The 25,569-nt window shown below is 61.8% G+C and carries 19 protein-coding genes; 14 read left to right on the forward strand and 5 right to left on the reverse strand.

Going from position 1 to position 25,569, the window contains the following annotated elements; all coding sequences use genetic code 11:
• Nucleotides 1-102: 102 nt before the first annotated feature.
• The 10 genes from FGZ14_RS11580 to FGZ14_RS11625 all read left to right on the forward strand — a co-directional run bounded on the left by FGZ14_RS11580 (nucleotide 103) and on the right by FGZ14_RS11625 (nucleotide 8,357).
• On the forward strand, nucleotides 103-513 hold the full coding sequence (locus FGZ14_RS11580) for a response regulator (RefSeq protein ID WP_139924418.1): 411 nt from the start codon (nucleotides 103-105) through the stop codon (nucleotides 511-513).
• A gap of 27 nt (nucleotides 514-540) precedes the next feature.
• A complete protein-coding gene (locus tag FGZ14_RS11585) occupies nucleotides 541-942 on the forward strand; it encodes an STAS/SEC14 domain-containing protein (RefSeq protein WP_139924419.1) in 402 nt (133 codons plus the stop codon).
• Nucleotides 943-1,196: 254 nt separating this feature from the next.
• Nucleotides 1,197-2,099 carry a hypothetical protein gene (locus FGZ14_RS11590; RefSeq protein ID WP_139924420.1) on the forward strand — a complete coding sequence of 301 codons (903 nt, stop codon included), beginning with the start codon at nucleotides 1,197-1,199 and terminating at the stop codon, nucleotides 2,097-2,099.
• A 105-nt stretch (nucleotides 2,100-2,204) separates the two neighbouring features.
• Nucleotides 2,205-2,936, forward strand: coding sequence for an endonuclease III (gene nth / locus FGZ14_RS11595; protein ID WP_257883212.1), 732 nt, complete (start codon nucleotides 2,205-2,207; stop codon nucleotides 2,934-2,936).
• A 46-nt stretch (nucleotides 2,937-2,982) separates the two neighbouring features.
• Entirely contained in the window at nucleotides 2,983-3,183 is a 201-nt protein-coding gene (locus FGZ14_RS11600; RefSeq protein WP_139924421.1) for a hypothetical protein, read from the forward strand.
• Nucleotides 3,184-3,186: 3 nt separating this feature from the next.
• Nucleotides 3,187-3,456, forward strand: a complete 270-nt coding sequence (locus FGZ14_RS11605; protein ID WP_139924422.1) for a DUF167 domain-containing protein — start codon at nucleotides 3,187-3,189, stop codon at nucleotides 3,454-3,456.
• 102 nt (nucleotides 3,457-3,558) lie between these two features.
• Nucleotides 3,559-4,359 carry a ZIP family metal transporter gene (locus FGZ14_RS11610; protein ID WP_139924423.1) on the forward strand — a complete coding sequence of 267 codons (801 nt, stop codon included), beginning with the start codon at nucleotides 3,559-3,561 and terminating at the stop codon, nucleotides 4,357-4,359.
• A 115-nt stretch (nucleotides 4,360-4,474) separates the two neighbouring features.
• Nucleotides 4,475-5,884, forward strand: a complete 1,410-nt coding sequence (locus FGZ14_RS11615; protein WP_139924424.1) for a 26S protease regulatory subunit — start codon at nucleotides 4,475-4,477, stop codon at nucleotides 5,882-5,884.
• Nucleotides 5,885-5,896: 12 nt separating this feature from the next.
• Nucleotides 5,897-7,102, forward strand: a complete 1,206-nt coding sequence (locus tag FGZ14_RS11620; protein WP_139924425.1) for a tetratricopeptide repeat protein — start codon at nucleotides 5,897-5,899, stop codon at nucleotides 7,100-7,102.
• Between the two features lie 46 nt (nucleotides 7,103-7,148).
• The gene (locus FGZ14_RS11625; RefSeq protein ID WP_139924426.1) at nucleotides 7,149-8,357 is read left to right on the forward strand and encodes a tetratricopeptide repeat protein; all 1,209 of its coding nucleotides are present in this window, start codon (nucleotides 7,149-7,151) and stop codon (nucleotides 8,355-8,357) included.
• A 154-nt stretch (nucleotides 8,358-8,511) separates the two neighbouring features.
• On the opposite strand, the gene FGZ14_RS11630 is transcribed toward FGZ14_RS11625, so the two are convergent.
• The 3 genes from FGZ14_RS11630 to FGZ14_RS11640 form a co-directional block, all read right to left on the reverse strand.
• Nucleotides 8,512-9,849, reverse strand: a complete 1,338-nt coding sequence (locus FGZ14_RS11630; RefSeq protein ID WP_139924427.1) for an ammonium transporter — start codon at nucleotides 9,847-9,849, stop codon at nucleotides 8,512-8,514.
• A gap of 333 nt (nucleotides 9,850-10,182) precedes the next feature.
• Nucleotides 10,183-11,379 carry a threonine synthase gene (locus FGZ14_RS11635; protein WP_139924428.1) on the reverse strand — a complete coding sequence of 399 codons (1,197 nt, stop codon included), beginning with the start codon at nucleotides 11,377-11,379 and terminating at the stop codon, nucleotides 10,183-10,185.
• A 65-nt stretch (nucleotides 11,380-11,444) separates the two neighbouring features.
• The gene (locus FGZ14_RS11640) at nucleotides 11,445-12,350 is read right to left on the reverse strand and encodes a LysR family transcriptional regulator (protein ID WP_139924429.1); all 906 of its coding nucleotides are present in this window, start codon (nucleotides 12,348-12,350) and stop codon (nucleotides 11,445-11,447) included.
• A gap of 258 nt (nucleotides 12,351-12,608) precedes the next feature.
• Here FGZ14_RS11640 and FGZ14_RS11645 point away from each other — a divergent pair, with 258 nt between their 5' ends.
• Nucleotides 12,609-17,015, forward strand: coding sequence for a DUF2339 domain-containing protein (locus tag FGZ14_RS11645; protein ID WP_139924430.1), 4,407 nt, complete (start codon nucleotides 12,609-12,611; stop codon nucleotides 17,013-17,015).
• 74 nt (nucleotides 17,016-17,089) lie between these two features.
• On the opposite strand, the gene FGZ14_RS11650 is transcribed toward FGZ14_RS11645, so the two are convergent.
• Nucleotides 17,090-17,959 (reverse strand): M28 family peptidase, encoded by an 870-nt coding sequence (locus tag FGZ14_RS11650; protein WP_139924431.1) that lies wholly within the window; start codon nucleotides 17,957-17,959, stop codon nucleotides 17,090-17,092.
• 286 nt (nucleotides 17,960-18,245) lie between these two features.
• On the reverse strand, nucleotides 18,246-18,677 hold the full coding sequence (locus FGZ14_RS11655) for a hypothetical protein (RefSeq protein ID WP_139924432.1): 432 nt from the start codon (nucleotides 18,675-18,677) through the stop codon (nucleotides 18,246-18,248).
• 110 nt (nucleotides 18,678-18,787) lie between these two features.
• Here FGZ14_RS11655 and FGZ14_RS11660 point away from each other — a divergent pair, with 110 nt between their 5' ends.
• From FGZ14_RS11660 to bamE, 3 genes are all read left to right on the forward strand, one after another.
• A complete protein-coding gene (locus FGZ14_RS11660; protein ID WP_139924433.1) occupies nucleotides 18,788-24,394 on the forward strand; it encodes an MG2 domain-containing protein in 5,607 nt (1,868 codons plus the stop codon).
• Nucleotides 24,395-24,557: 163 nt separating this feature from the next.
• Nucleotides 24,558-24,887, forward strand: a complete 330-nt coding sequence (locus tag FGZ14_RS11665; protein ID WP_139924434.1) for a hypothetical protein — start codon at nucleotides 24,558-24,560, stop codon at nucleotides 24,885-24,887.
• A gap of 92 nt (nucleotides 24,888-24,979) precedes the next feature.
• A complete protein-coding gene (gene bamE / locus FGZ14_RS11670) occupies nucleotides 24,980-25,468 on the forward strand; it encodes an outer membrane protein assembly factor BamE (protein ID WP_139924435.1) in 489 nt (162 codons plus the stop codon).
• Nucleotides 25,469-25,569: the final 101 nt, after the last annotated feature.

Below are 25,569 nucleotides of genomic sequence, written 5' to 3' on the forward strand. Positions count from 1 at the left end.
ATACTTCTATCCCCGCGCCTCGTACCTTCCTGTCTCTCACATCCCAGAATCCTCCTACCCTCACACCCGCCTACCCTAGCCCCCTAACTTCCCCTTTTCCCTATGCGCTCCGTACTACTGGTTGAAGACGACTTTTTTGATACCATGACGGCCCAGAAGGCCTTTGAAAAATTCAGTGTTCCGCACAAGCTGTACATGGCTTTCAATGGCCTGGAGGCGCTGGACCTGTTGCTGGGCACCAACGGCGTAGAGCCCATCCGGCCCCTGCCGGAGGTGATTCTGCTGGATTTGAACATGCCCAAGATGAACGGCCACGAGTTTCTGGCCGAGCTTCGGGGCAACCCGGAGCTAAGCGCCATTCCGGTGTTCATTACCACTACTTCCGGCATGGACGTGGACCGGCTCAGCGCCCAGAACCTGGGAGTAAGCGGCTACATCCTGAAACCGCTCGATTTTGAAACCAGCGCCAATATGGTGGACAGTATTAATTTACTGGAAAAGCTACTGCGGTAAACGTTTTTACTTCTGATTTGGGCGGGTATGGAAATGGTATTTGAAAATCAACATTGCACCATCTTCTTTGACCCAGCCAGCCGCTGCCTGCACCAGACCTGGACGGGCTTCGCCACCGGCCCCTTGCTGCGCGAAGCCCACGAGGCTACCCTGGAGCTGCTCAGCCGCCACGGGGTGCAGCAGGTACTGGCCGATACCCGTGAGATGCGCACCATCCTGCGCACTGACCAGCAGTGGATTACCGACGACTTTTTTCCGCGGGCTCTGGCCCGGGGCTACCGGCGGGTGGCCGTCGTGGTGTCGGCTGATATGTTTAATCAACTCTCTGTGCGGGCTATTCTGGACCCGGTGCTGGGGCAGAGTGCGTTTACCGTGGAGTACTTCGGCAACCTGGAAACGGCCCGGGCCTGGCTTTATCAGGCGGGCTGAGTCAGGCCCTTGCTCAGCGGGCTTTCTGCCGCCGCAAGGTACCGGGGCACTACTTCTTTTTCGGCCCGGGAGGCTGCTTATACAGCCAAAACGGATTATTTCGTTTGCTTCGTGCACCGGGCACCTTCGGGGGCTACCGGCTGTTAAAAAAACCCGTCGGTAGGGACGGCCCAACCAACTCATACAGGGTAGTAGTTCATCCTGGTTTCACGTTTCGGGCCGTCTTTGCTGACTCCATTGCTTTATCTGCCTGTATGTTGTTTCGCTCTCTTCCTGTCCTGCTGCTTTTGGGCGCCGTAGCCGCACCCACCCTGGCCCAACAAACCCCGCGCGAGCTGAATACGCTGCCCGGCGGTCCGCCACCCACCACTCCGGCCCAGCCGGCCCCCGCTCCTGCGGCCCCGGCCGCAACGGCCGTGGCCCCCCCCGACTCGGTGCGCCGGCCGGTGCCGAGCCCACTGCCCGCCGCCAATACCAGCCGCTACGCCGTGGGGCTGAAAACCGGCCAGGTGGTGCGCGGCTACGATGTAGAGCTGAAGCAACCCATCCTGGGCCGTACCTTTTTGCTGGTTGATGGGCAGCAGCGCCTCGACCTAAACGACGTGCGCTACTACGAGGATGAAACCGGCTTTTATGTGCGCACTACCCTGCCCGGCCGCTCCAAGCGCGAAAGCACCCTGCGCCGCGACCGGGTAGGTCGCATCAGCCTGTACTCCATCACGCGCCAGCAGTACACCAATAGTCCGTACGGCTACAGCCCCTACGGCATGGGCCGGTATGGGTACGGCTACCCCTACGGCGGCTACGGTGGGTTTGGGGGCTACCGCACGGTGCGCCAGGAGTACTTCAGCAAAGACAATGGCCCCATTGAGGACCTGAGCGTACGCAACCTGCAGCTGGCTACTACCGATAACCCCGGCGCCCAGCAGCTATTGGCAGATGCCCGCCGCTACCAGACCCTGACCACCTTAAGCTACGTAGGAGCGGGCGGGCTCCTGCTGGCCGGCGTGTTCTCCAGCTTCAGTACCAGCAACGGCGCCTCTATATCGCCGCTGATGTACGCGGCCATTCCGCTGGCCATCGTGCCACTGGTAATTGGCGGCAAGCAGCAGAACAGCATCAAGCAGGCTATTCTGCTCTACAACCGGGGCCAGTAGCCCTGGCGGCTTCTGACTGATGCGAAAAGCCCCTGCCTACCACGGCCGGGGCTTTTTTTTGCGGTAGGCTCAACCACGGCGGCGGCAAGTTGCGTAGGCAACAGGGTGGCTTCATCCTCCCTACCCCTCGCCCCCGACCCAACCTTTTTCGCCCGCCAGGAGCTGGCCCTGTGGGTGCACGAGCAGCTGTGCACCGAGTACGGGGCGCCGTTCCGGTTTTTCAGCTCCAAAGATCCGCTCAGCGAGCTGATTAGCTCCCTGCTTTCGCACCGCACCCGCAACAAGGATTCGCACCGGGCCTACGAGCAGCTGCGGGCCCGCTTCCCGACCTGGGACCAGGTGCGCGACGCGCCCACCACCGAGGTGGAGGAAGCCATCAGCCCGTGTACCTGGCCCGAGCAGAAAGCGCCCCGCCTGCAGCAGGTGCTGCGCGAAGTGAGCCAGCGCTGCGGCGGCCCCTGCAACCTGGAGTTTCTGGCCGAGCTGCCCATTCCGGAGGCCCGGGCCTGGTTGGAGGAGCTGCCGGGGGTAGGCCGCAAAACCAGCGCCGCCGTACTCCTGTTCAGCACCCTGCGCCGGCCCGCCATGCCCGTTGACAGCCACCACCACCGCGTGGCCCAGCGCCTGGGCCTGATTGGCCCGAAGGTGGGCGAGGCCCCCGCGCACGCGCTGCTGGAGGCCCTGCTGCCCCTCGGCTGGGATGCCCAGCAGGTGTACGACCACCACGAGGCCCTGATGTTTCATGGCCAGAAATGCTGCTACTTCCATACGCCCGCCTGCGGCCGGTGCGTGGTACTGAGTCGCTGCCCCTTCGGGCAGGCCCGCGTGAATACCTGACTTCTTCTACCTTGCTTTCCTTTCGCAACTACCTGCTTTCTGCACCATGAAAACGACCTACGGCCTGCCTGCTTTGCTTTCCGCTTTCTTCCCCGGTTTGAGCCAGCTGGTGAAGGGCCAGATTCTGAAGGCCATCTTCATCTGGCTGGTGGGCGGAGCGGTTGGCTTTCTGCTGAGCTGGACGATTATCGTGCCCGTGGCCCTGTGGGCCTGGAACGTGTACGACGCCTACAACGACCCTGCTTAGTCCGTGCCGGTTCTGCACCTGAAAGCCAAGCCCAACGGCCGCCGCAACCAGCTAGAAATTGCCCCCGATGGCAGCGTAACCGTGCGCCTGAACGCCCCCGCCCAGGATGGCAAAGCCAACGCCTGCCTGCTCGGCTACCTCGCCGACGTGTTCGGGGTAGCCAAATCCAGCCTCACGCTGCTCAGCGGCCATACCGCGCCATTCAAGAAAGTAGAGGTAGGCGGCCTCTCGTCGGAAGAGTTTGAAGCGGTACTGGCCCGGTTTCGGGGGTAGGGAAAGTCAACGGGAAGTGCATCTTTCGGCCGAGGGGTTGCGTTGAACGGTTCAGTTCCGGCTTCTGGCCGGGTTCCGTCCTTCTCTCTCCCCTCTCTTTGCATGACTGATTTTCCTACCTGGGCCGTAGCGGGCTTCTGGGGCCTGGTTTCGGGCTCGGCCCTGCTGCTGGGCGCGGCCGTTGGCTACTTCGCCCGCGTGCCGCAGCGCCTGATTGCGGCCATTATGGCCTTCGGCAGTGGCGTCCTGATTTCCACTCTCTCTCTGGAGTTAATGGAAGAAGCCTACAAAAAAGGCGGTTTCAGCGCTACGGCCAGTGGTTTTGTAGGTGGCGCCGCCGTGTACACCCTGGCCAACTGGCTGCTGGCCCGCCATGGCGCCAAGCACCGCAAACGCTCCGGCGAGCACCAGGCACAGGAGCGCCAGGCCGTGCAGGAAGGCCAAACCGAAGCTTCCACATCGGGTTCCGACAATGGTATGGCCCTGGCTATTGGCGCTCTGCTCGATGGCATTCCCGAAAGCATTGTGATTGGCTTGAGCATGCTGGCTGGCGGCGCGGTAAGCATGGTGGCCGTGGTGGCCATTTTTCTGAGCAACCTGCCCGAGGGCCTGAGCAGTGCGGCCGGCATGCGCAAGGCCGGCCGCACCCCCACCTACGTGCTGGGCCTCTGGGCAGGCATCGCCCTGATTTCGGGGGTAGCCTCCCTGGTGGGCTACTCCGTGTTCAGTGGGTTTCCGGAGGAGGTTATAGCCGCTACCATGGCCGTATCGGCGGGGGCTGTTTTGGCTATGGTGGCCGACACCATGATTCCGGAAGCCTTTGAGGTAGCCCACAACTTCACGGGCCTGATTACGGTGCTGGGCTTTCTGGTGTCGTTTGTGTTGAGCAAGCTGGGAGGTTAGCGGCCCGCAGGGGGGTAGGGCCCTACCCCGGTTTTACGCCCGAACCCGGCGCGGTCGTTCCGGCGGGGCCTAAATCTGCGTAGATTGCAGGTATCGACTTATTGTACGGATACCTATGCCCGCTACGCCCGACCCGTCTGCTATTCAACCGCTGCTGGAAGCCCTATCCTTCTCGCCCGATAACCTGGCACTGCGCAAGCACGTGGCAGGCCTGCTGGTGCAGGCCGCCCGCCTGCCGGAAGCCGAAGAACTCTACCGCACCGGCCTGCGCCAGGCCCCCGACGACCCGGATTTGCAGCTGGGTCTGGCTGAAACCTATGCCAGCCTAAGTAAAACATCGGCGGCGTTTGTGGTGGTGGAAGAGCTGCTGGCCGCCCGCCCCGAGCACGCCCGCGCCCACCTGCTGCACGCCCGCCTGCTGCTCACAACCGACCAGGTAACGGCGGCCCGCGAAGCTTACCACACGGCCCTGCACTATAACCCCACCCTGGAAGACGCGGAGCTGGCCGGCCGCCTGCGCGGCAGTGCCGGCGCTACGGCCCAGCCGGCCCATGGGGGTGCCCCTACCCCTTTCCCCGGCGCCAACCCCACCACCTCTGCCGGCTCCGACGATGATTTCGGGAGTCTGGAGCAAAACCTGTTCAGCGGCCTGGAGCGCCCCAAAATCACCTTTGCCGATGTAGGCGGTATGGAGGCCATTAAGGAGGAAATCCGGCTGAAGATTATCCATCCGCTGCAGTTTCCGGATCTATACAAGGCCTACGGCAAGGCGGCTGGCGGTGGGCTGCTGCTCTACGGCCCGCCCGGCTGCGGCAAAACCCACCTGGCCCGCGCTACGGCCGGCGAGGTGCAGGCCAGCTTTATCCACGTCGGCATCAACGATATTCTGGATATGTGGCTGGGCAACAGTGAGCGGAACCTGCACCAGATTTTCGAGCAGGCCCGTCTGCAGGCTCCGTGCGTACTGTTTTTTGATGAAGTGGATGCCCTGGCTGCCAACCGCCACGACCTGCGCCAGAGCGCGGGCCGCACCGTCATCAACCAGTTTCTCTCGGAGCTGGATGGTGCTACCCGCTCCAACGACGGCGTACTGATTCTGGCCGCCACCAACGCGCCCTGGCACCTCGACTCGGCCTTCCGCCGTCCCGGCCGCTTCGACCGGATTCTGCTGGTTACGCCCCCCGATGAGCCTGCCCGCGAGGCCGTGCTGGAAGTGCTGCTGCAGGGTAAGCCCGTAGCCCCTTCCGTGAACCTGCGCAAGCTGGCCGCCCAAACCGCCGGCTTCTCCGGGGCCGATTTGCAGGCCGTGGTAGATGTGGCTGTGGAAGCTCGCCTGCGCGAATCGATGAAAGCCGGCAAGCCCCTGCCCCTGGAGCAGGCTACCTTTCAGGAGGCCGTCGGCAAAGTGAAACCCAGTACCCGCGAGTGGTTCGCCACGGCCAAAAACTACGCCCTCTACTCCAACGAAGGCGGCGTGTACGACGACATTCTGGTGTATCTGGGCATCAAGAAGCCTTCGGCGTAGCAGCAGGAGCCGATGGAAGAAGTCCGCGCTACTAAATGGCAGGAGGCGGTGCAGCATCTGCTGGCCGTGCGCCGGCCGGAGCAGGCTGAGCAGCTGGTGCGGCGGCACTTGGCTTTTCATCCGCTGGATGCCGCCGCCCACGAGCTGCTGGGCCTGGTGCTGCTCAACCTGCCCGGCCGGGAAGCCGAGGCACAAGCTGCCATTCGGGAGGCCATTGGCCTGGACCCGCAGCAGCCTGATGCACACTATTTCCAGAGCGTGGCGCTGCTGCGCAGCTCCCAGCCGTTTGCCGCCCTGCAGGCCATTAACGAGGCACTGCGCCTTAACCCGCGCAACGCCACGTATTTCGGCTACAAGGCCGTTATCCTGAATGCCCGCCGGCAGCCCGAGCAGGCCCTGCAGGTGGCGGATGCTGGCCTGGCTTATAACCCGGGGCATCTGGAGTGCCTGTACCAGCGTATTCGGGCCCTGAAAGCCCTGCACCGGCAGGAGGCCGCAACTCAGACAATCGGGCAGCTGGCCCGGTGGCACCCTACCTCTTTCCTGGCGCACTACCTGTTGGGAGAAGAAGCGGAGCGCCAGGGTCACACCGTGGCAGCGGCTTCTCATCTGCAGGAAGCGCTTCGGCTCCACCCCCACAGCACCCGGGCACAACAAAAACTGTTGCCTCTGTTGGCTGAGCTGGGGCAGGCGGCCCGGCAGCGCGGGGAGGCAGAAGCGGCCCGTGCCTACTTCTGGCAAGCCTGGCACCTGCAGCCCGGCAACCCCGATACGCAGCGGGCAATAGAACAGCTTGCCCAGCACAGCTACTGGCTCAAGCGGCAGCTGCTGCGGCTTGACGCGTGGTCGGAGGCGGTGCAGCAAAACCTGAAAAAAGGTAAGCCGCGTGCTTTCCTACAGCTGTATCTGGTAATGTTGCCGCTGATAGCCGTGTTTTGTCTGCCCTTGCTGCTGGCTATGCTTTACGCTACCGTGCAGTGGCGGCTGCACCCCGATGTACGGCTGCTGCGGCAGCACTCGCGCCGCACCACCGTGGTCCGGGTGGCGCTGGAGGTGGGCGCGGGGCTCCTTGTACTGGGGCTGATTGTGGCATTCCGGCTTTGGCTTGACACCGTACCGGAGGAGGTCATCCTGCTCCTACTGGGGGTGCTAGCCCTTGTTTTGGGCGTGTGGCTGCGCCGCCAACGCGGGCACACGCCTTCCTCCGTGCCCGAGTAACGCTTCTCGCTTTTATTCTCTCCCTGACCGACCCTCTCCTACCCCCATGGAACAAGCCAACTGGCCCGACCGGATTTTACTGCTGCTGCGCCAGGGCCGGGCGGCACAGGCCGAGCAGGAGCTGCGCTGCATTCTGCGCCAGGAGCCCAACGATGCCCTGGCCCATGCCTGGCTGGGCATGGCCCTGCTGGACTTGGGGCAGTTACCCGAGGGACAGGAACACATCGAAATTGCCATTGGCCTGGCCCCGGAGTTCGACTTTGCTTACTACCTGCTCAGCCTAGCCCACCAGCGCCAGCACCGCCTCAACGAGGCTCAGGAAGCTATTGAAGAAGCCCTTCGCCTCGACCCCACCGACCCCAACTACCACCACACCCTCGGCCTGATTCGGTTTCAGCGGGGGCAGTGGGAAGGTGCGCTGCGGGCCGCCGAAATGGGCCTGGCCTACGACCCCGAGCATGTGGACTGCCTAGGGTTGCGGGGCCGTTGCCTGGCCCGCCTCGGCCGCGCCCAGGATGCCGAGGCCTCCCTGCAAACCGCCCTGCGCTACGACCCCGACGATGCCGGCACCCATGCCGACGCTGGTTGGGTAGCCCTGGAGGCCGGCCGCCACCGCGCGGCCCTGGAGCACTTCCGCGACGCCCTGCGTCGGCAGCCTACCTCCAACTACGCCCGCGAAGGGCTGGTAGAGTCGCTGAAGGCGCAGTACTGGCTGTACCGGGCCTTCCTGCGCTTCACCGTCTGGACGGAAAAGCTGGGCGGCGGCATGCGACGCCTGCTATTCATTGGGCTGTACGTGTTGGTGCGGTTTGTGCCGGTGTTGCTGCCCATTTACCTACCTCTGGTGTTCATGAGCTGGTTTGCCGACCCCATGTTCAATGGGCTGCTGCTGCTGAACCCCTACGGCCGCCACGCTCTTTCGGAGCCGCAGAAGCGGCAGGCCTTGGCTTTTGCCGGAGTGCTGCTGGGCGCTACGGTTCTGCTCACCACGGCTACGTTCACGCCCCTGCACGGGCTGGGCATTCTGGGCGGCAGCCTGCTGGCAAGCCTGTTCCCGCTGACGGTGGCGCTGCGGCCCCACGCCACCCGCCGGGCCCGCACCTGGGCCGTGGTGGCCGCTGCCTTGCTGCTGGTGCTGGGGGTAGCCGGTACCGGAGCCAGCTTCCTGCTGCCAGAAGCGGGAATAGAAAAGGGACTGGTGGGGCTGCTCTTCGTTATCTGGCTGGTGTACCTCTGGTCCACGGCCCTGAGCTAGCGGGCGCAGGGCCACTACCACGCATAAGAAAAGGCCACCGGATTCCCCGCCGGTGGCCTTTTCCTGTAATGCCTCTCACCCTTCCATTGAACCTGCTGCCGGAGAGGCGGCCTCCGGATTCCCCGCCCTGAGGCTGTAGCGGCAGGCGTTTTCGTTACGCATTTTCCGGTGTTAGTTCGCGCCGGTACGTGCGCTCAAATTCTTCGTCGATGTGGTAGGTGGATTCCTCGTGCTGGCTTAAATCCAGGCCCAACTCCTCTTCCTGCACTTTTACGCGCAATCCGAAGATACGGTCGGTGATTTTCAATAAAATCCAGGCGCCGCCAAACGAATAGGCAATAACGATGACCAGACCCAGCAGGTGGTAGCCGAACGTAGTAAAGGAACCATGAACCAGCCCCACCTTATCGGCAAACACCCCCGTGAGCAGCATGCCCACAATGCCGCCCAGGCCGTGGCAGGGAAACACGTCCAGGGTGTCGTCGATGGTAGTGCGCGAGTTCTGCCAGTGCACGGCGGCGTGGCTGATGAGGGCGGCCAGCACCCCGAACAAAATGCTTTGCCCATACCCCACGTAGCCGGCCGCGGGCGTAATGGCCACCAGCCCCACCACGGCCCCGGTACAGGCCCCTACCGCCGTGGGCTTGCCGCCCCGGGCTACCTCAATCAGCAGCCAGGCAATAAGGGCGGCGGCCGAGGCCAGGTTGGTATTTACGAAGGAGAGGGCCGCCAGCTCGTTGGCGCCTAACGCTGAGCCGGCGTTAAACCCAAACCAACCAAACCACAGCAGCCCCGTGCCCAGCAGTACGTAGGGCACATTGGGGGTAGAGAAAGACGAGGTGCGCAGGCTGGTAGAACGGCGACCCAGCACCATAGCGCCGGCCAGGGCGGCCACCCCAGCTGAAATGTGTACCACCGTGCCGCCGGCAAAATCGAGCACACCCCACTTGCGCAGGAAGCCCTCGGGGTGCCAGGTCCAGTGGGCCAGCGGGCAGTAAATGAACAGGCTGAACAGCACCATGAAGGCCAGATACCCCTTGAACCGCACCCGCTCGGCAAAGGAGCCGGTAATGAGGGCCGGGGTGATAATGGCAAACTTGAGCTGAAAGGCGAAGTAGAGAATAAACGGGATGCTCGCGGCGAAGACCGGGTTGGGAGCCGTGCCTACGTTACGCAGCAGCGCAAACGTGCGCGGGTCGCCGATGAGGCCGTACCAGGAGTCGCCGTAGCAGAGGGAGAACCCCACGAAGTAAAAGAGCACCGACACCACGCCCAGCGCCACGAAGCTTTGCAGCATGGTACTGATAACATTTTTGGGCCGCACCATGCCCCCATAAAAAAACGACAGCCCAGGGGTCATAATGAGCACAAAGGCGGTAGCCGTCAGCATCCAGGCTACATCGGCGGCATTGAGCGAGCCGGGTGCGGCGGCGGGGTGCGGCACCTCTACCAGAGCCGCTACCAGGGCCAGTACTAGTAGAACTCCCAGCATTAGTAAGCTAAGGCCCGGACGGAAAGAGGTTGCTTTATTGTTCATTACGCGCTTTTTCAGAATACACCATCTTTTTCAAGGTCAATATATCATAAACGTACCTTAAATTTAATTTATGACCCTGAAATAATACGCCGCTTGATCATAAATACTATCAAATAGTCACTACACCCCTTCAAATTGCATAGACTATTATCAAAACAGAAGCTACCTGGGGCAGGTGAGCCGTTATCTTATAGGATAACGGCTCACCTGCCCCAGGTAGCTTCTGTTTATGAAGGCTTGCTTTAGTATTGACGCCGCTTATGTATGCTTGGTGCGGCTCGTGCTGCTTTAAGCCTGACCCACAATATTCTCCAGGTATTTTTGCGCCGAGCCGGTATTGAGCAGCAGTACCCGCTCCTCGGGCCGCAGCCAGCCGGTGCTCAGCAGGTGACGCGCTGCCATCCAGACAGCCGCTCCTTCGAGTGCTACAAACAAGCCTTCCTCCTTGCCCAACTCGCGCAGGCCTTCCAGCATTTGCTTGTCGGTGATGGGTAGGGCCAAGCCTTTCGACTCGTTGAGGACTTCCAGCATCAGGGGCTCCCCCAGGGGGCGGGGCACGGCCAGGCCGTTGGCAATGGTAGGCTGCCCTACGTAGGCGTGGCAGTTGGCCTGCCGCCCGGCCCGGGTTTCAACCAGCGGGCAGCAATTGGCGGCCTGCACCGCTACCATGCGCGGCAGCTTCAGGCCGGCGGGCAGCCAACCCAGCTGCTGCATTTCGCGGAAGGCTTTCCAGATACCGATGAGCCCCGTGCCGCCGCCAGCAGGGTACAGCAGCACATCGGGCAACTCCCAGTTCAGCTGCTCGGCAATTTCGTAGCCCATGGTTTTCTTGCCTTCGAGGCGGTAGGGCTCTTTGAGGGTTGAAACATCGAGCAACTCACCGGCTGCGTTCAACTCCCGCACCCGGGCGGCGCAGTCGTTAATCAGGCCATCCACCAAGTGCACCTCGGCCCCGTACCAGTAGCATTCCTCCTTAAAAGCCTGGGGAGTGTGGCGCGGCATCACCACCACGGCCCGCATGCCGGCCCGGGCACAGTAGGCGGCCATGGCTACCCCCGCATTGCCCGCCGTAGGGATAATGCAGCCCGTAACGCCCAACTCTTTAGCCTTGGAAATGGCCATGCTCAGGCCACGAGCCTTAAAGGAGCCGGTAGGGTTCTGGCCTTCGTCTTTAAGTTGCAGATCCTGAAAACCGTAGCGGGCCGCCAGTCGGGGCAGGGAAAGCAGCGGCGTCCAGCCCTCGCCCAGACTTACCCGGTTTGCCTCGTCGAGGAGGGGTAGCAAGGCGGCGTAGCGCCACATCGAGTTGTCCTGGGGCCGGATGCCTGCGGTTTTCGATAGTGGTTCCTGCAACTCGTAGTCGGCTATCAGGGGTTGGGCGCAGCAGTCGGAAACGCGCTGCAGGCCAAAGGCGGAATACGGGGCGCGACAGGCGGCGCAGTGCAGCTTTTGCAGGCGCGAGGTGGTAGCGAGGAGGGTGGTCATAGCGTGGAGTTCAACGCAAAACTGCCCTGAGCCTATGCCGCTTACAAACGGCAAATTGGAATAGGCTATTCCTGTTTGGAATAATAGCGGCGCGCGAACTGCACGAATTCTTTGTAGGGCAGATTATTCTCGGTGCCCTTGCGCTGCACGAAATCGAAGTGGCGCACCAGGTTCAGGTCCTGAATAGGTACTTCTACCAGCTCCCCCGCCGCCAGCTCTTTCATTACGGATTGGCGGGGCAGAAAAGCCAGGCAGGTATCAACGCGCACAAAGTTCTTGAGGGCCTCGGTACCGCCCAACCGCACTTTCACTGGCAAATCGGTGAGGCGGATTCCTTTTTCGGCCAGCGCCTCTTCCAGTACGGCTAGCGTGCCCGAGCCTGTTTCGCGCAAAGCCACCGGAATCCGGCGCAAGTCCTGGGCCTGCAGCTCCTGCCGGTGCAGAGGGTTGCGGCCGGAGCACACGGCCACTACCTCGTCGGTGAGCAGAGGCGTGTACGTGACGTTGCTGACTTTATGAATCCCCTCGATGATGCCCAGGTCGATTTCGTGCTCCAGCAAGGCCTTCAGGATGTTCTCGGAGTTGCGGTTTTTGAGCGTGAGCTGGGTATGCGGGTAGCGGCCCAGGTAGGCCGAAAGCACCGGCGGAATAACGTAAAGTGAAATGGTGGTACTGGCCCCGATAACCATGTGCACCTGCGGCGAGAACGTGGGGCTGAGCTCCGTAAACTCTTGGTGCAGCTCGTGCTGCAGCTGCCGGGCCAGCAGCAGCTTGCGGTACAGTAGCTCGCCGGCCGGCGTGAGCTGGATGCTGTTGCCCAGGCGCTCAAACAACCCGGTTTTGTAGTGCTCCTCCAGGGCTTTCACCTGCTTGCTAACCGCCGACTGACTCAGGAACAGGGTTTGCGCCGCCTTGGTGAAGCTAAGCTGCCGGGCTACCTCCAGAAATATCTCGTGTGGGTGGGAAAGCATGGCCGGAAGGTAGCGGAATGCCCCGGCAAGGCAAGAGACTTAACCCACCCTTAGCGGCTTCCAAGGGCCAATCAGAAAAAAATATGTATAAAATTTTGGCATCAAATTGATAAATATGCCAAGAGTAATTTGTAGGTTTCAGTCCCTATACTACTGTGAGCTATGGCGGCGGCTTTACTACCGGCCGCGCCCGGCCCACACCATTATGGGCTGCTTGCCGGCAGCCAGTTGTGTTTTATCCTTTACTGTTCTTCATCCATGGGTACTTCCCTGCTGATGCTGGTCACCATAGTGGTGGCTTTGCTGTATCAGAAGAATACCAGGCGCGTGCAGGAGCTAAATGAGCGGCTGCAACAGCGCGAAGACGAGCACCTGGCCCTGCAAACTACCGTGCTCGAGCTGCACGAGGAGCTGCAGCGCCTGAGCGCTGGCCTGGCACCCACCGTGGCAGATGTTCCGGCTTCAGGCATGCCTGCAACGGCGGCCCTGGTGCCGCCAACCATCCGGGAGCGGTATCAGGCTCCTACTCTGGTGCCTGTCCTCACTCCGCCGGTTACGCCGCCCGCCGTGACTATCCCACCGCCGTCGCCGGTAGTGCCAGTACCACCGGCTCCGTTGGCCGCTGCGGCTTCGGTGCCATCCGTAGCGCCACCCGTAGCGCCGCCTACGCCGGCTGCAGAGCCCGCTCCTACCCCGACAGTTGTGGCTCCGGTACCGGCGGAGCCAGCGGTGCCCCTCGTGGCGGCCGCTGCTTCCTCACCACCACTGGAGCCAGTTATTCCGGTGTCTGCTTCGGCGGGCGTCACCACGGAAACGGTTCGTGCGGAAGCTCCTACCCCACCCCAGGCTTCCAAGCCCTCAGCGCCGGCTCCGGTAGCCACCGAGCCGGCCGGCCCCACCTGGTGGAACCGGGCTGAGCAGCTGCTGCTCGACAACTGGACGGGTATTCTCGGGGCCATTGTGCTGGTAACGGGCATTGGTTTTCTGGGGGTGTACACGGCCCTGCGGGTAAGCGCCCCCGCCCGCTTCAGCATGATTTCGGCTTTTGCAGCCGTGCTGCTGGCCCTGCACTACTACCTGCGGCCCAAGCCGTTTGCGGCCCGACTGCACGTATGGCTGCAAAGCAGCGCGGCGGCTGTGTTCCTGTTTGCCTGCGTAGGCGCAGTAAGCGTGCCGGGGCTACAATGGGCGGGCCCACCCCTGAGCTACCTGCTGCTCCTGAGCGGGGTAGCCGCCAACCTGTGGCTGGCCTGGGACGCGAGTCGGGAGTCGGTGGCTACTTTGCACGGGGTCCTGAGCCTGGTAGCCCTGGCCGTATTGCCCCACACCCTCCTGACCCTTGGGGCGGCAGCCGGCGTAACGGCGTTCAGCATTGGTATTACCTACCGGCAGCGCTGGAAATATCAGCTGCTACTGAGCATTATCAGCTTCTTTGCCTTCCATTATTACTGGCACTCTTCCCTGACTGCTACCGGACCGCTCACGGGCGGATTGCGGCTGGGGGCCCTGGGCCTCGTGCTGCTAGTAGGGGTAGCAGCGGCTGTGGTTCAATACCGCAAAGTGTACGCCAGCACCCGTTTTGATGGCCTGCTGTTCTCGGCGCACCTCCTGAACTGGACGTGCCTGGGCATCAATCTGTACCTGTATAGCACCGGCTCGCCCTGGAAAACGGTGCCGCTGGGTCTGGGGGCCCTGCTCACCTTTGGCGTAGCCCGCCGGGCGCGGCAACTGGGTATAGCGTGGCTGTTTCGTACCGACAGCCTCATTTCCCTGGCCCTGGCGCTGTTCACGGCCTTCTCGCTGCAGGGCTGGCATGCTTCCGGCTCGCTGATTCTGCTGTTCATGCTCCTGGAAACGCTGCTGGTGGCCTTCATTATGGCGCGGGAAAACGAAACGATGGTGTCGCAGGTGGCCATGGTAGGCGCCCTGCTGGCGGCGGTAATTCTGCTGGTGCTCAACATCAGCCAGATAGTTCCGTACTCGCCCGCTGAACTGCACCGGAATGCCTTTTTGCTGCTGTTGGCGGGGCTGATTGGGGCGGGGTACTACCACCTGCTGCAGCGCCAGTCAGCGCCCGACGGCCCAGGGGGCCTGATTGGGCGCGAGTTGTACCAGGGTTTCGGGCTGATGGTAGGCGGGCTCTACCTGGGCACCGCTCTGCTGCTTCTGCGGGCACTGTTTGGCGTACCGCATCCACCGGTGGTACCGTTGCTGGGCGGGGCTTTTGCGGCCGCCGGGGTATTATCTGGCATAGCCTGGTGGCTGCGCGGCTACCCGGGCTGGTTTCGGAGCATGCACTACCTGTGCGCGCAGGTGCTGGTGGCCGTTACCATTCTGGGGCTGCACAAGCTGGGCCTGAGCTGGCCGGCCACGGCCGCCCTGCTCTACCTGGAAACGCTGGTGCTGGCCGGTGCCCTGGCCTGGTACGGAGAGGCCGCGCTCGGCAGGTTGCTGGCCGGGGCAGCCCTGCTCAGCGGGGGCTGGTTTTTGCTGGCCTCTACCCAGGCCTTCCGGGTGGTGCCGGAAACTGAACTGCATCTGCGCTTGGTGCGGCTGATGCTGGTGGGGGTAAGCAGCTCGGCGCTGCTGGCCCTGCCCCTACGGCTGCCCCGCCTTGGGCTGGTGCTGGCGTCGGTTTCTGCCCAACGCCTCCACACGAGCCTGCAGCTGTTCACGGTACTGGTGTATCTGACCGGGGCGGGGTTACTGGGGCAGGCACTGTTTGAGAGGGCTCAGCCGCCGGTAGCCGCTTTGGTTGGAGGCACGGTGGCAACGGCCGCCGTGGTGTTTGGGCTGGCGGCGTGGTTACGCGGCAGCCTCGGCTGGTTCCGGCCGGCTCACTTGCTGCTGGGTCAGCTGCTACTGATGCTGGCCGTGCTGGGTCTGCATGAAGCGGGGTTGCCTTGGCCCGCAACCAGCACCCTGCTTTATCTGGAAGTTCTGCTGATGACCGTCTGGCTGGCCTGGCGGGCCGAGCTACTGGTGTACCGGATTCAGCTGTACCTAGCCCTGGGCCTGGCCGCCGTTTTGCCAATTCTGGTGTACCAAACCGGCCTGCTTGCCGACCCGTTGCGGGCCCTGCTGCTGGTAGGGGCGGCGCTGGCCACCCTGGGCACCCAGGTGCTGCTGCGCTGGCGCCGTGCCCCCATGCACGATGCCCTGCCGACGGGCCCTACCCCCACTTACCGCCTGCACCTGCTTAGCCTGCTGATGGGGCTGCACTTGCTGACAGCCGGGGGGCTGGTGTACGAGCATACCTGGGCCGGCTGGGTAGCGGCCGCTCTGGGTGCTGGTTTGCTCGTGGTGCGGCGGGTAGGGAAGGTACCGGGCTTGTGGAGCGGGGTAGCCGGCGCAGCCCTTGGCTACCAGGTGCTGCAGTGGAGTCACGTACTGCCGGCTGGCCCTGTGTTCCGGCCGGGGGCAGTGCTGGCTTACCTGCTGCCGCTGTTGGCTCTGCCCGCAGCAGGCCTGTTCTGCTCGTGGTGGCCGGCCCGGCAGCAGCACGTACGCTGGCCCTGGCTGTATTTGGGTGGCCTGCAGCTGCTGCTGGGAGCGTGGGCAACTTTAGCTCCCAGCACCGAGGCGCTGCCGGTGCTGGCCTGGACCGGCCTGGCGGCGGGCTTGGCCCTGGCGGCCCAGGTAGTGCGCCGCCGCTTTGCGCAGGCTGAGGCCCTGCGCCGCGCCGGCTCGCCCGATAGTTATCTGCTGCACCTGGCATACTTGCTGCTGACGGCTGCTTTCGTGGGGCACTTTGCGCTGCTGGCTACTCATTCTGCTGATGTGCTGCTGGGCCTGCCCGTGCGGCGTGTTACGGCGGCGGCATTGCTCCTGATGGTGGCCGGCTGGGCCTGGCAGCGCCCACCCGCCACCGCCCCGGTGTACCACTCCTGGCGCTACCTGCACCCCTTACTTCCGGAAGTAGCGCTGCTGTTCGGCAGCTTCACGGCGTGGCAGGAGATCCGGGCCGCGTGGCACGCTCCGCTCTGGCTGCTGCTGGCATTTGCCCTCACCCTGGGCGGGCGCTACCTTCCCCTGCGCCTGCGGCGGGTACGGGTGTACGGGCTGCTGTTCTTTGGGGCGGCCGTGCTGAGCAGCAGCTACGTGGCTCTGGCCTACTTGGCACCGGGCCAGTTGCTCACCCTCGCGGGCCTAACTACCATGGGCGCTACCCTGGGCCTGTTTGCATACGCGGCGGTGGCACTACAGCACTTCCCCAGCCTGGTGGCGGCTACCTGGCCACGCCTGCTGGCGCCGCTGGCCGCCCTGGGCCGCCTGCCCACTCAAGTGCTGATTCCGCTACTGCTGTACCCGGCCTTTGGGGTGCTCACGCTGCTGCTGCTGCAAACCTTCGACCGTTCCATTCTCACGGTGCTTCTGATGCTGGAAGTAGTAGCGGCCTTTGTCAGTAGCCTGCTGCTGCGTCGCCAGGATTTGCGCTATGCTTCTCTGGCCGGCACCGTGCTGTGCTTCGGGCGGCTGCTGCTCATCGACCTCCGGCAACATGGTACCATTACCCGCGCGGTGGTCTTTATTCTGATGGGGGTGCTGCTGCTGGGCATGAACGCTCTCTATGCCCGTTTCAAGAGCCGGTTTACAGACCCTACCCCCACCGGGCCGCCCGAACCCGACGCGCTGGCTGCCCCCCTCGCCGATTCGCTGAGTTAAACACTAAGCCGGAGCTGAACCCAAATCAGCTCCGGCTTTTGCATTATTGGTATTCTCCCTACCCCCACACTCGCCTATAAACCCAGAATAGCGGCGTACACCCCGTTTACTACCTCCGCCATGCGCCGGAAGTCCAGGGTTTCAATGGTGTCGGAGGGCTGGTGGTAATGGGGGTTGCGCAGGAAGGCGGTGTCGTTAATCATTACGGCCTCGTAGCCGTAGGCCCAGTAGCTGCGGTGGTCGGAGAGGCCGGCCAGGCCCATTTCGGCGGGCAGGTTGATGCGCTGCACGTCGATATCGGCTTTGGCCTGCATCAACTCCTGTATCTGTTGGGTAAAGTTTTCCTGCCCCGTGCGGCCCACCACCGTGATGAAGTTGCCGGTATTGGGGTAGCGGGCGGCCAGCTGCTCGTTGGGGAAGCGCTGGGAGCCAGGCTCGTCGCGGAAGTAGCCAATCATTTCGTAACAGAGCATGGCGCGCACCGTTACGCCCGCCTCGTGCAGGGACTTGGCGTGCACGGCGCTACCCATATACTCGGAGGCAAAGTATGGCGGTTCCTCATTGGGGTAGGCCACTAGCTCCACGCGGTATTTCAGGTTGGAGCCGTAGGTGTGCAGCAGGCGGGCAGTTTCCAGCAAGCCCGCCACGGCGCTGGCGTTATCATCGGCGCCGGGCGTTTCATCATACACATCGTAGTGGGCACCTACCACTAGGCGCGGGGCGTCACGAGAGCCAAAGGCCAGAATAATGTTCCGATACTCCCGCCCATCTGCCCGAAACCCCTGCTCTTCCACGCCGCCATCTTCTACTTGTAGCTTCTTAAACTCCGCTTTTATATAATCGGCGGCGGCGTTCAATGAGCGTAGGTTACGGTAGTGGCGGGCAGGTTGCAGTGAAGTCAGGAACTTCACGTCGGCGTAAAGGCGGTTTTGATCGGCACCCATAGAGGTATCAGCTTAGGGAAGAGAAGTCGTATGTCCAGTAAACGAACCACAGACAGATACGGCCAAGCTATCCTCTCTACTTCCCGCAAACTGGCGCGAGTTTAGCGCCGCGTAACTCGTGCCGGTGTATGACGCGAGTTTTTAACTCGCCCGCTTGAACGAACCGTTTGGCGCAACACCGACTTGCCGCGTTGTGGCAGTGGAGGCACAGCCTCCAGGGCTGATCACGAGTTACGCGGCGCTAAACTTGCGCCAGTTAAAGTAGACTATGGCCTGCTTTAAGCGTTTAAAAAACGTGTATTTCTTGTAATTCAAGAGAAACAGAAGTTGGCATATACAACACGTTGAGCATAGCCGTTACGTCACTCCATTTCCCATTAAGAGGCAGACTGAACCATATTTCTGCAACAGTCAATATACCTGGAATCCTGTGTTTTCGAGGCATGTGGAAGTTTACTTCTGCATAAGGATTATTGCCATCTTCTACAGCTTCTTCTATTGCCGTGACCTTGTAAATTTCTACCTCAGCTTGGTATTCCGGAAATCCATATCCATAAATAACATCTCTCATTAGTTCAGGTGTCCATTCATAATAAGGATCCTGAAACGTGTACTGGAAGGCCTCCTCGTACCTCTCCTGCTCTAGCAGCCTCACCCATATGCGAACTGCATCTAATATATCTTGATCTGATGCATCTAAGGGCAATGTAACCGGCATATTTCAAACTTGGTTATTGAGGCGAAAGTCAAATTACAAGGTATTAAACCACATCATAGATTCTGGTTTTTCTATACCTTCCGGCGTCCTTTCTAAGCTCCTCCCTATCCATGCTATTCCGCTCCGTTTCTCGCCTGCCGCTGCTGGTGCTGCTGGCTTTGCTGTGTGCCTGCTCTAAGCAGGGCTCCGATGCCACTTCGGACCCCAACGGCGAGGAAATTGACCCGTACCAGAATCTGGTGTTTCAGTTTGCAGACGCAGTAGCCGATAAGGATCAGCAGGACCGTTGGGATACGGTGCAGGTGGTGAAGTTCGAGCCAGCCATGCGCGGCAAGTTCAAGTGGACTTCAGACAGGGAATTGATTTTCTCGCCCAGCACGCCCTTTAAGCCCAGCACCGCCTTCACGGCCACCCTGCGCAAAGAGGCCCTGCCGGAAGGCAAACGCAGCGTGGAGCTGCCCGAGAACCGCCAGAAATTTCACACGCCCTACCTGCAGCTGCAGGAGCCCCAGGCCTTCTGGGGCCGCTCGGAGCGGGCCGCCGGCACGGCCGAAATGCGCGTGGAGCTACCCTTCAACTACAGCGTGAAACCCGCCGATGTGAAGCCCCTGCTGCGCGTGACCCAGAACGGGCAGCCCGTGGCCTTCGAGGTGAGCGGGGAGCCGGGCCAGGTGGTGCGCGTGAGCCTTAACCAGCAGGTGCGCCCCGGCAGCCCCCTCACGGTGGCGCTAGGCCAGGGTCTGCGTGCTCAGGGCAGCGACCAAGCTTCTACCTCCGACTATGAAAAGCAGGTGCAGGTACCCGATCCGGAGGAGCTGGAGATACGCTCCATCACGGGCACCCTGCAATCGGCCGACCCGGTCATTACCATCCTGACCAACCAGCCGGTAACAACCGGCGACTTGCGCAATGCGTTGTCGGTGTCGCCGCAGGTGGCCTATGAGGTGGAGGAACTGGAAAGCGGCTTCCGGCTCAAGGGCGGCTTTGAGGTGGGCAAAAGCTACCAGGTGAGCTTGCGCCAGGGGCTGCGGGGTGGCCTGGGCGGACACCTCAGCGAAGATTTCACCCAGACGGTGAGCTTCTCCGATGAGCGGCCCACCATCAGCTTTGCCAGCGCCGAGAAGGCCATGTACCTCGATGCGCTGGGTTCGCGCAACCTGGGCGTGCGCATCAACGAGGTAGGTCAGGTGAAAGTGACTATTGCCAAGGTCTACGCTAACAACATTCAGCAGCTGTTGCGTAGCGGCACCCAGTACGGCTACCCCGGCTACGACGGTGAAGATTCGGGGGAGGAAGAGGAAAGCGAGGGGGGCGAATACGTGGACCGCTCCTACCAATATTACGATGTCGAGAACCTGGGCAACGTGCTCACGGAGCGCACCTATACCGTGTCGGGCCTACCGAAGGCGCAGGGGCTGCGGCTGCTGAACCTGAACCTCAAGGACCTGGAGTTTGCCGGTGGCCTAAAGGGCCTTTACATCATTAAAGTGCAGGACACTGAGCGCCAGTGGCTGCAAGTGAGCAAGCTGGTGGCCGTGTCGGATATCGGGCTGATTGTGAAGCAGGGCAAGGCCGGCAGCACGCTGGTATTTGCCAACTCCATCCGCAACGCCAAGGCCCTGAGCGGCGTGGAAATGCGCTTTATCAGTACCAACAACCAAGTAATGGGCACCGGCCTTACCAATGGCGAAGGGGTAGCGAAATTCGATAGCACAGCCCAGAACGGCCGGTTCCGGCTGGGCATGGTGATGGCCCAGCAGGGCAACGACTTCACCTTTCTCGACCTGAGCCGCAGCCGCGTAGAAACGTCCCGCTTCGAGGTGGGTGGCCTACAAAGCAACGCCGCACGCTACCAAGCCTTCCTCTACGGCGACCGGGACCTGTACCGCCCCGGCGACACCATCCAGACCAACACCGTCATCCGGACCGAGGATTGGCAGGCGCCGCCCAAGGGCCTGCCGGTGAAAATCAGGTTGCTGCTGCCTACCGGCAAGGAGTACGCCAGCCTGCAGAAAACGCTGAATGCGGCCGGCTCCTTCGAGGCGCGCTTCCTCCTACCCCCCGCCGTGATGACCGGCCTCTATACCCTGGAAGTGCTGACCGGCAACGACGTGCTGCTAGCCTCCCGTCAGATTTCGGTGGAAGAGTTTATTCCGGACCGCATGAAAGTGACGGTGAAGTCGTCTAGGCCAGTCGTGAAGCCCGGCCAAGCTGTTTCGGCCCTGATTACGGCCCAAAACCTATTCGGTCCGCCCGCCGCCGACCGCAAGTTTGAGGTGGAATTCTCGCTCAAGGAAAAACCCTTCACCCCGAAAAACTACGCCGATTACACCTTCGCCATCAACAGCGGCGACAAGCAGCGTGGCCAGTACGGCGACCATGTCTCCACGCCGATTTCCGACCGATTCGAGAAGACCACCCGCGAAGGCACCACCGACGCCGCCGGCCGCGGCACCGCCACCTATGAAGTGCCTGATTATAGTGACCTCGGCATTCTGGAAGGCGCGGCCTTCACGACAGTATTCGATGAAACCGGCCGCCCCGTAAACCGCCTAGCTACTTTCGAGGTGCAAACCCAGCCGGTACTGTTCGGGATGAAAAATATGGATGAGCTGGTGCAAACCCGCCAGGCCCTACCCGTGCAGTTGGTGGCTCTCACGCCAGCCGGCACGCCCACCTCGGCCCAGGCAACGGTGCGCGTGGTGCGCCTGCTTTGGGAAACGGTGATTGAGCGCCAGGGCGGCCGCTACATCTACAACTCGCAGAAGCGTGAGCAGGTGGTGTTGAGCCGCAACGTGACGGTAGCCAGCGGCGGCTCCGATGCTGGCCTGAACTTCACGCCGACTTACTCCGGTGAATACGAAATCCGCGTTTCTAGACCAGGAGCCATTACGTACGTGGCGCAGCGCGTGTACGCCTACGGCTACGGCGACACCCAGAGCAACTCCTTTGAGGTAAACAACGAGGGTGAGGTGACTATTGAGGCCGACAAGCCCAAATACCAGCCCGGCGAAACGGCTAACCTCCTGCTGAAAACGCCCTTCCCCGGTCGCGTGCTCGTGACGGTGGAGCGGGACCGGGTGCTGGACCACTTCTACGTGAACACCGACGAGAAGTCGGCCCGCGTGAGCATTCCCATTCGCACCGGCCACGTGCCCAACGTGTACGTGACAGCCACCGCCATCCGCGAAATCAAGGACAACCGTCTGCCCCTCACGGTGGCCCGCGGCTTCGTGCCGCTCACGGTAGAAAAGCCCGGCGCCAAGCTGCAAGTGGCCATCAAAGCCTCTGCCCAAAGCCGCTCCCAAACTGCCCAGACCATTGAAGTTACCACCGCCCCCGGCGCCCAGGTGACGCTGGCTATGGTGGACGAGGGCATCCTGCAGATGAAGGACTACCGCACGCCCGACCCCTACGGCTACTTTTACCAGAAGCGCGCCCTGGAAGTACAGGCCTACGACGTCTACCCCTTTCTGCTGCCCGAACTAGGGACCAGCAGCACCGGCGGCGACGGTTACGACCTCTCGCGTCGCACCACGCCCGTGCCCAACCGCCGCGTGAAGCTGCTCGCCAAATGGAGCGGCGTGCTCACCGCCGATGCCAGCGGCAAGGTGCGCTACAAGCTGCAAGTGCCCCAGTTCAGCGGCGCCGTGCGCATCATGGCCGTGGCCTACAAGAACGACGCCTTCGGTTCCGCTGAGCACACCATGCGTGTCGCTGACCCAGTAGTCATCAGCACCGCTCTCCCCCGCTTCCTCAGCCCCGGCGACACAATTGACGTGCCCGTAACGCTGACAAACACGACGAAGTATCGAATAATAGGTGGCGTAAGAATATCCACGTCCATACATTCTTCTGAAGATCCTCTGATTCGGGTTCAGACTAAAGACGACCTAGACCCTAACAAGAGTGATAGAGGTATATATGAGGAAGAATTGCATGGCCTTCGAATTGACTTAGCGCCTGATAGAGAGCAACGTGTTGTTTTTCGAGTAGCAGCAACACACATTGGAAATTCTCGAATAAGCATGAATGCTCGGGTTAGACAAATAGGAGCTCCGCAGCCTAAGAAGTCGAAGGTATCTTCTGATCCTTACCAATTTTTCACCGAAACCATCGAGATACCCGTCCGTCCTGCTTCACCACTGCAGAAGCGCACGGGAGCGGGCGTGGTGACGGGCGGCGCAGCCCAGCAGCTGAACCTGAAAACCGACTTCCTGCCTTCGTCGCTGCGGAGCCAGCTGGTGGTGAGCCGCTCCCCCATGACGGAGTTTGCCAAGGACCTGCGCTACCTGCTGCAATACCCCTACGGCTGCCTGGAGCAAACCGTGTCGGCCGCTTTCCCGCAGCTATACTACGGCGACTTAGCCGCCACGCTAGGCCAGAAAACCGGCAAAACCGGTAAGGCGGGCCTGTTCAACCCCAACTACCACGTGCAGGAAGCCGTCCGGAAGGTGGAAGCCCAGCAGATGTACAACGGCTCCCTCAGCTACTGGCCCGGCGGCGACTACGACAACTGGTGGGCTACCACCTACGCCGCTCACTTCCTGCTGGAAGCTCAGCAAGCCGGATTCGATGTAAACAAGAACGTGCTCGATAGGGTACTGCGTTACCTGCAAGCCCGGGTGCGCAAGCGCGAAACCGACACCTACAATATCATTCAGACCGGCGGCGTAATTCAGCCCGTGACGCTGGCGAAGAAGGAAATTGCCTACTCGCTCTACGTGCTGGCCCTGGCCGGCCGTCCCGATGCCGTGGGCCTCAACTATTACAAAGCCAACCGCCCTCAACTGGCCGAGGATTCGCGCTACCTGCTGGCCGCGGCCTTCGCTCTGAGCGGCAACCAGCGCGGCTACCAGAGCACGGTGCCCACCCGGTTCGGCGCCTCACCCAGCATTGCCGGCCGCCAGCTCGACGGGGCCTTCTCCTCCCCCATCCGCGACGAAGCCCTGGTGCTCAACGCCCTGCTCGCCGCCGACCCTGCTAACCCCCAGGTTACCCAACTCGCCCGCCAGCTCAGCCGCCAGGTGAAGCAGGCCGGCTGGCTCAGCACCCAGGAACGCGCCTTCTCGTTGCTGGCCCTAGGTAAGCTGGCTCGCCAAAACGCCGGCAGCACCGTTACGGCTAGCCTGCTGGCCGACGGTAAGGCCATCGGCAACTTCTCGGGTAAGGACCTCACGGTGAGCAATGTGGCTAACCGCCAGCTGCAGCTGCGCACCAACGGCAAAGGCAGCCTCTACTACTTCTGGGAAACCGAGGGCATTTCGCCCACCGGCCAGGTGCGCGAGGAAGACGCCTACCTGCAAGTGCGCCGCCAGTTTCTGGACCGCAACGGCAACTCGGTGGGCTCTACCTCTTTTAGGCAAAATGACCTGGTAGTGGTTAAAATCACTATTCAATCAGCGGAAACGGCGGGTGAGGTAAAGAACGTGGCTATTACGGACCTACTGCCCGCCGGCCTGGAAATTGAGAACCCGCGCATCGGGGCCGTGCGTGACCTGACCTGGGCCACCGACGCCGCCCAGCCTGACTACCTCGACGTGCGCGACGACCGGATTAACCTGTTCACTACCGTTACCACCGCGCCCAAGTCGTTCTACTACCTCTGCCGCGCCGTGAGCAAAGGCACCTTCAAGCTCGGCCCCGTCAGCGCCGACGCCATGTACAACGCCGAGTACCACAGCTACGCCGGCAGTGGCCTGGTGCGAGTACGGTAAGCATTTGCATCAATGACAAATCCAGGGCATGTCATGCTGAGCGCAGCCGAAGCATTTCTACCGCTTCGTTGTAACGATTAAGTTACTTACGGTAGAGATGCTTCGGCTGCGCTCAGCATGACACGTTCTTTTACTATTTCACAATTCGTCTTCACGCTCTATCATGATCAACTTCCGTCTTATTCTGATTTCCATAGCCGTTATGTTCTTCGGCATGATCCTATGGATGGGCTATTACTTTTATTTCCGCACCGATGGGCAGGGCCGTGTTACGCGGGAAGCCGACAGCCCCGAAGCGGCGGCCCGGGGCCAGCAGACCCTACGCCGGGCCGATGCGCTCATCAACCAGCGGCAATATGAGCCAGCCAAAGCCCTGCTCGACTCCCTGCGCGACGCCGACCTCAACCCCGCGTTCTTCGTCAGCACCGAAGACTTGCAGCAGCGTTTCGATACGCTGCGGGCGCGGCGCTACCGGGAGGAAACGGCGCGCTAGCGCTCAAGGGCTTTGGCGGTTGGCAGCGGTAAGGGGGTAAAGCTGCGGCGAAAAGCCTGAACCGTATATACAATCCTGATAACTTATAGATTATGTCGGCAAAGGACTGGAGCGACCTGCTGTTTTACGCGGCGCTGGCGCTTTGTGCTTCCCCCCTATTCATTGTCGTGTTTGCAAGCACGCGGGCTTTGCTTCGCCGCTTTAGCCTCGCGCAGGAACACCCGAAGCGCACGGCTGCTTTGGTAGAGGCCGGTGCTACGCCGCTGCTCTGCATGGCGGGTGCTTACCTGGCCCTGAGCCTGTACCTATACTATCCGCACCGCAACTTCACCAGCACTGGCTGGGCGGCCGACAAAATGAAGCGCTACGAAATGGTGGAGCATCTGCAGACCTCTCACCAGCTCGTAGGCCTGACTAAAGCCCAGGTAGCCGCGCTGCTGGGAACCCCGGATCAGCAAGCTGATGGCTACTGGGAGTATTATCTGGGCATGACGCCAAAGCTTATTCCTATTGATGCCGACGCCCTGACCTTGGAGTTCCGAGAGGGCAAAGTGGTTCGCTGTACAGTACACGAAACCTAAGACGCGGGCGAATTCCCAAACCCCAAGTAGCTCAACCGCAGCTTTTCCCACCAGCACTCGTACACATTTTTACCGCAGCCGGCGCTTCCTCAAGTGGCCGG

Source organism: Hymenobacter sp. DG01, from assembly GCF_006352025.1.
GTDB lineage: Bacteria > Bacteroidota > Bacteroidia > Cytophagales > Hymenobacteraceae > Hymenobacter.

What these genes read in the sequence shown, in the direction of transcription:
- FGZ14_RS11580 (WP_139924418.1), top strand. Translation starts at nt 103, where the DNA reads ATGCGCTCCGTACTACTGGTTGAAGACGACTTTTTTGATACCATGACG.
- FGZ14_RS11585 (WP_139924419.1), top strand. Translation starts at nt 541, where the DNA reads ATGGAAATGGTATTTGAAAATCAACATTGCACCATCTTCTTTGACCCA.
- FGZ14_RS11590 (WP_139924420.1), top strand. Translation starts at nt 1,197, where the DNA reads ATGTTGTTTCGCTCTCTTCCTGTCCTGCTGCTTTTGGGCGCCGTAGCC.
- FGZ14_RS11600 (WP_139924421.1), top strand. Translation starts at nt 2,983, where the DNA reads ATGAAAACGACCTACGGCCTGCCTGCTTTGCTTTCCGCTTTCTTCCCC.
- FGZ14_RS11610 (WP_139924423.1), top strand. Translation starts at nt 3,559, where the DNA reads ATGACTGATTTTCCTACCTGGGCCGTAGCGGGCTTCTGGGGCCTGGTT.
- FGZ14_RS11615 (WP_139924424.1), top strand. Translation starts at nt 4,475, where the DNA reads ATGCCCGCTACGCCCGACCCGTCTGCTATTCAACCGCTGCTGGAAGCC.
- FGZ14_RS11620 (WP_139924425.1), top strand. Translation starts at nt 5,897, where the DNA reads ATGGAAGAAGTCCGCGCTACTAAATGGCAGGAGGCGGTGCAGCATCTG.
- FGZ14_RS11625 (WP_139924426.1), top strand. Translation starts at nt 7,149, where the DNA reads ATGGAACAAGCCAACTGGCCCGACCGGATTTTACTGCTGCTGCGCCAG.
- FGZ14_RS11630 (WP_139924427.1), bottom strand. Translation starts at nt 9,849, where the DNA reads ATGCTGGGAGTTCTACTAGTACTGGCCCTGGTAGCGGCTCTGGTAGAG.
- FGZ14_RS11635 (WP_139924428.1), bottom strand. Translation starts at nt 11,379, where the DNA reads ATGACCACCCTCCTCGCTACCACCTCGCGCCTGCAAAAGCTGCACTGC.
- FGZ14_RS11640 (WP_139924429.1), bottom strand. Translation starts at nt 12,350, where the DNA reads ATGCTTTCCCACCCACACGAGATATTTCTGGAGGTAGCCCGGCAGCTT.
- FGZ14_RS11645 (WP_139924430.1), top strand. Translation starts at nt 12,609, where the DNA reads ATGGGTACTTCCCTGCTGATGCTGGTCACCATAGTGGTGGCTTTGCTG.
- FGZ14_RS11650 (WP_139924431.1), bottom strand. Translation starts at nt 17,959, where the DNA reads ATGGGTGCCGATCAAAACCGCCTTTACGCCGACGTGAAGTTCCTGACT.
- FGZ14_RS11655 (WP_139924432.1), bottom strand. Translation starts at nt 18,677, where the DNA reads ATGCCGGTTACATTGCCCTTAGATGCATCAGATCAAGATATATTAGAT.
- FGZ14_RS11660 (WP_139924433.1), top strand. Translation starts at nt 18,788, where the DNA reads ATGCTATTCCGCTCCGTTTCTCGCCTGCCGCTGCTGGTGCTGCTGGCT.
- FGZ14_RS11665 (WP_139924434.1), top strand. Translation starts at nt 24,558, where the DNA reads ATGATCAACTTCCGTCTTATTCTGATTTCCATAGCCGTTATGTTCTTC.
- bamE (WP_139924435.1), top strand. Translation starts at nt 24,980, where the DNA reads ATGTCGGCAAAGGACTGGAGCGACCTGCTGTTTTACGCGGCGCTGGCG.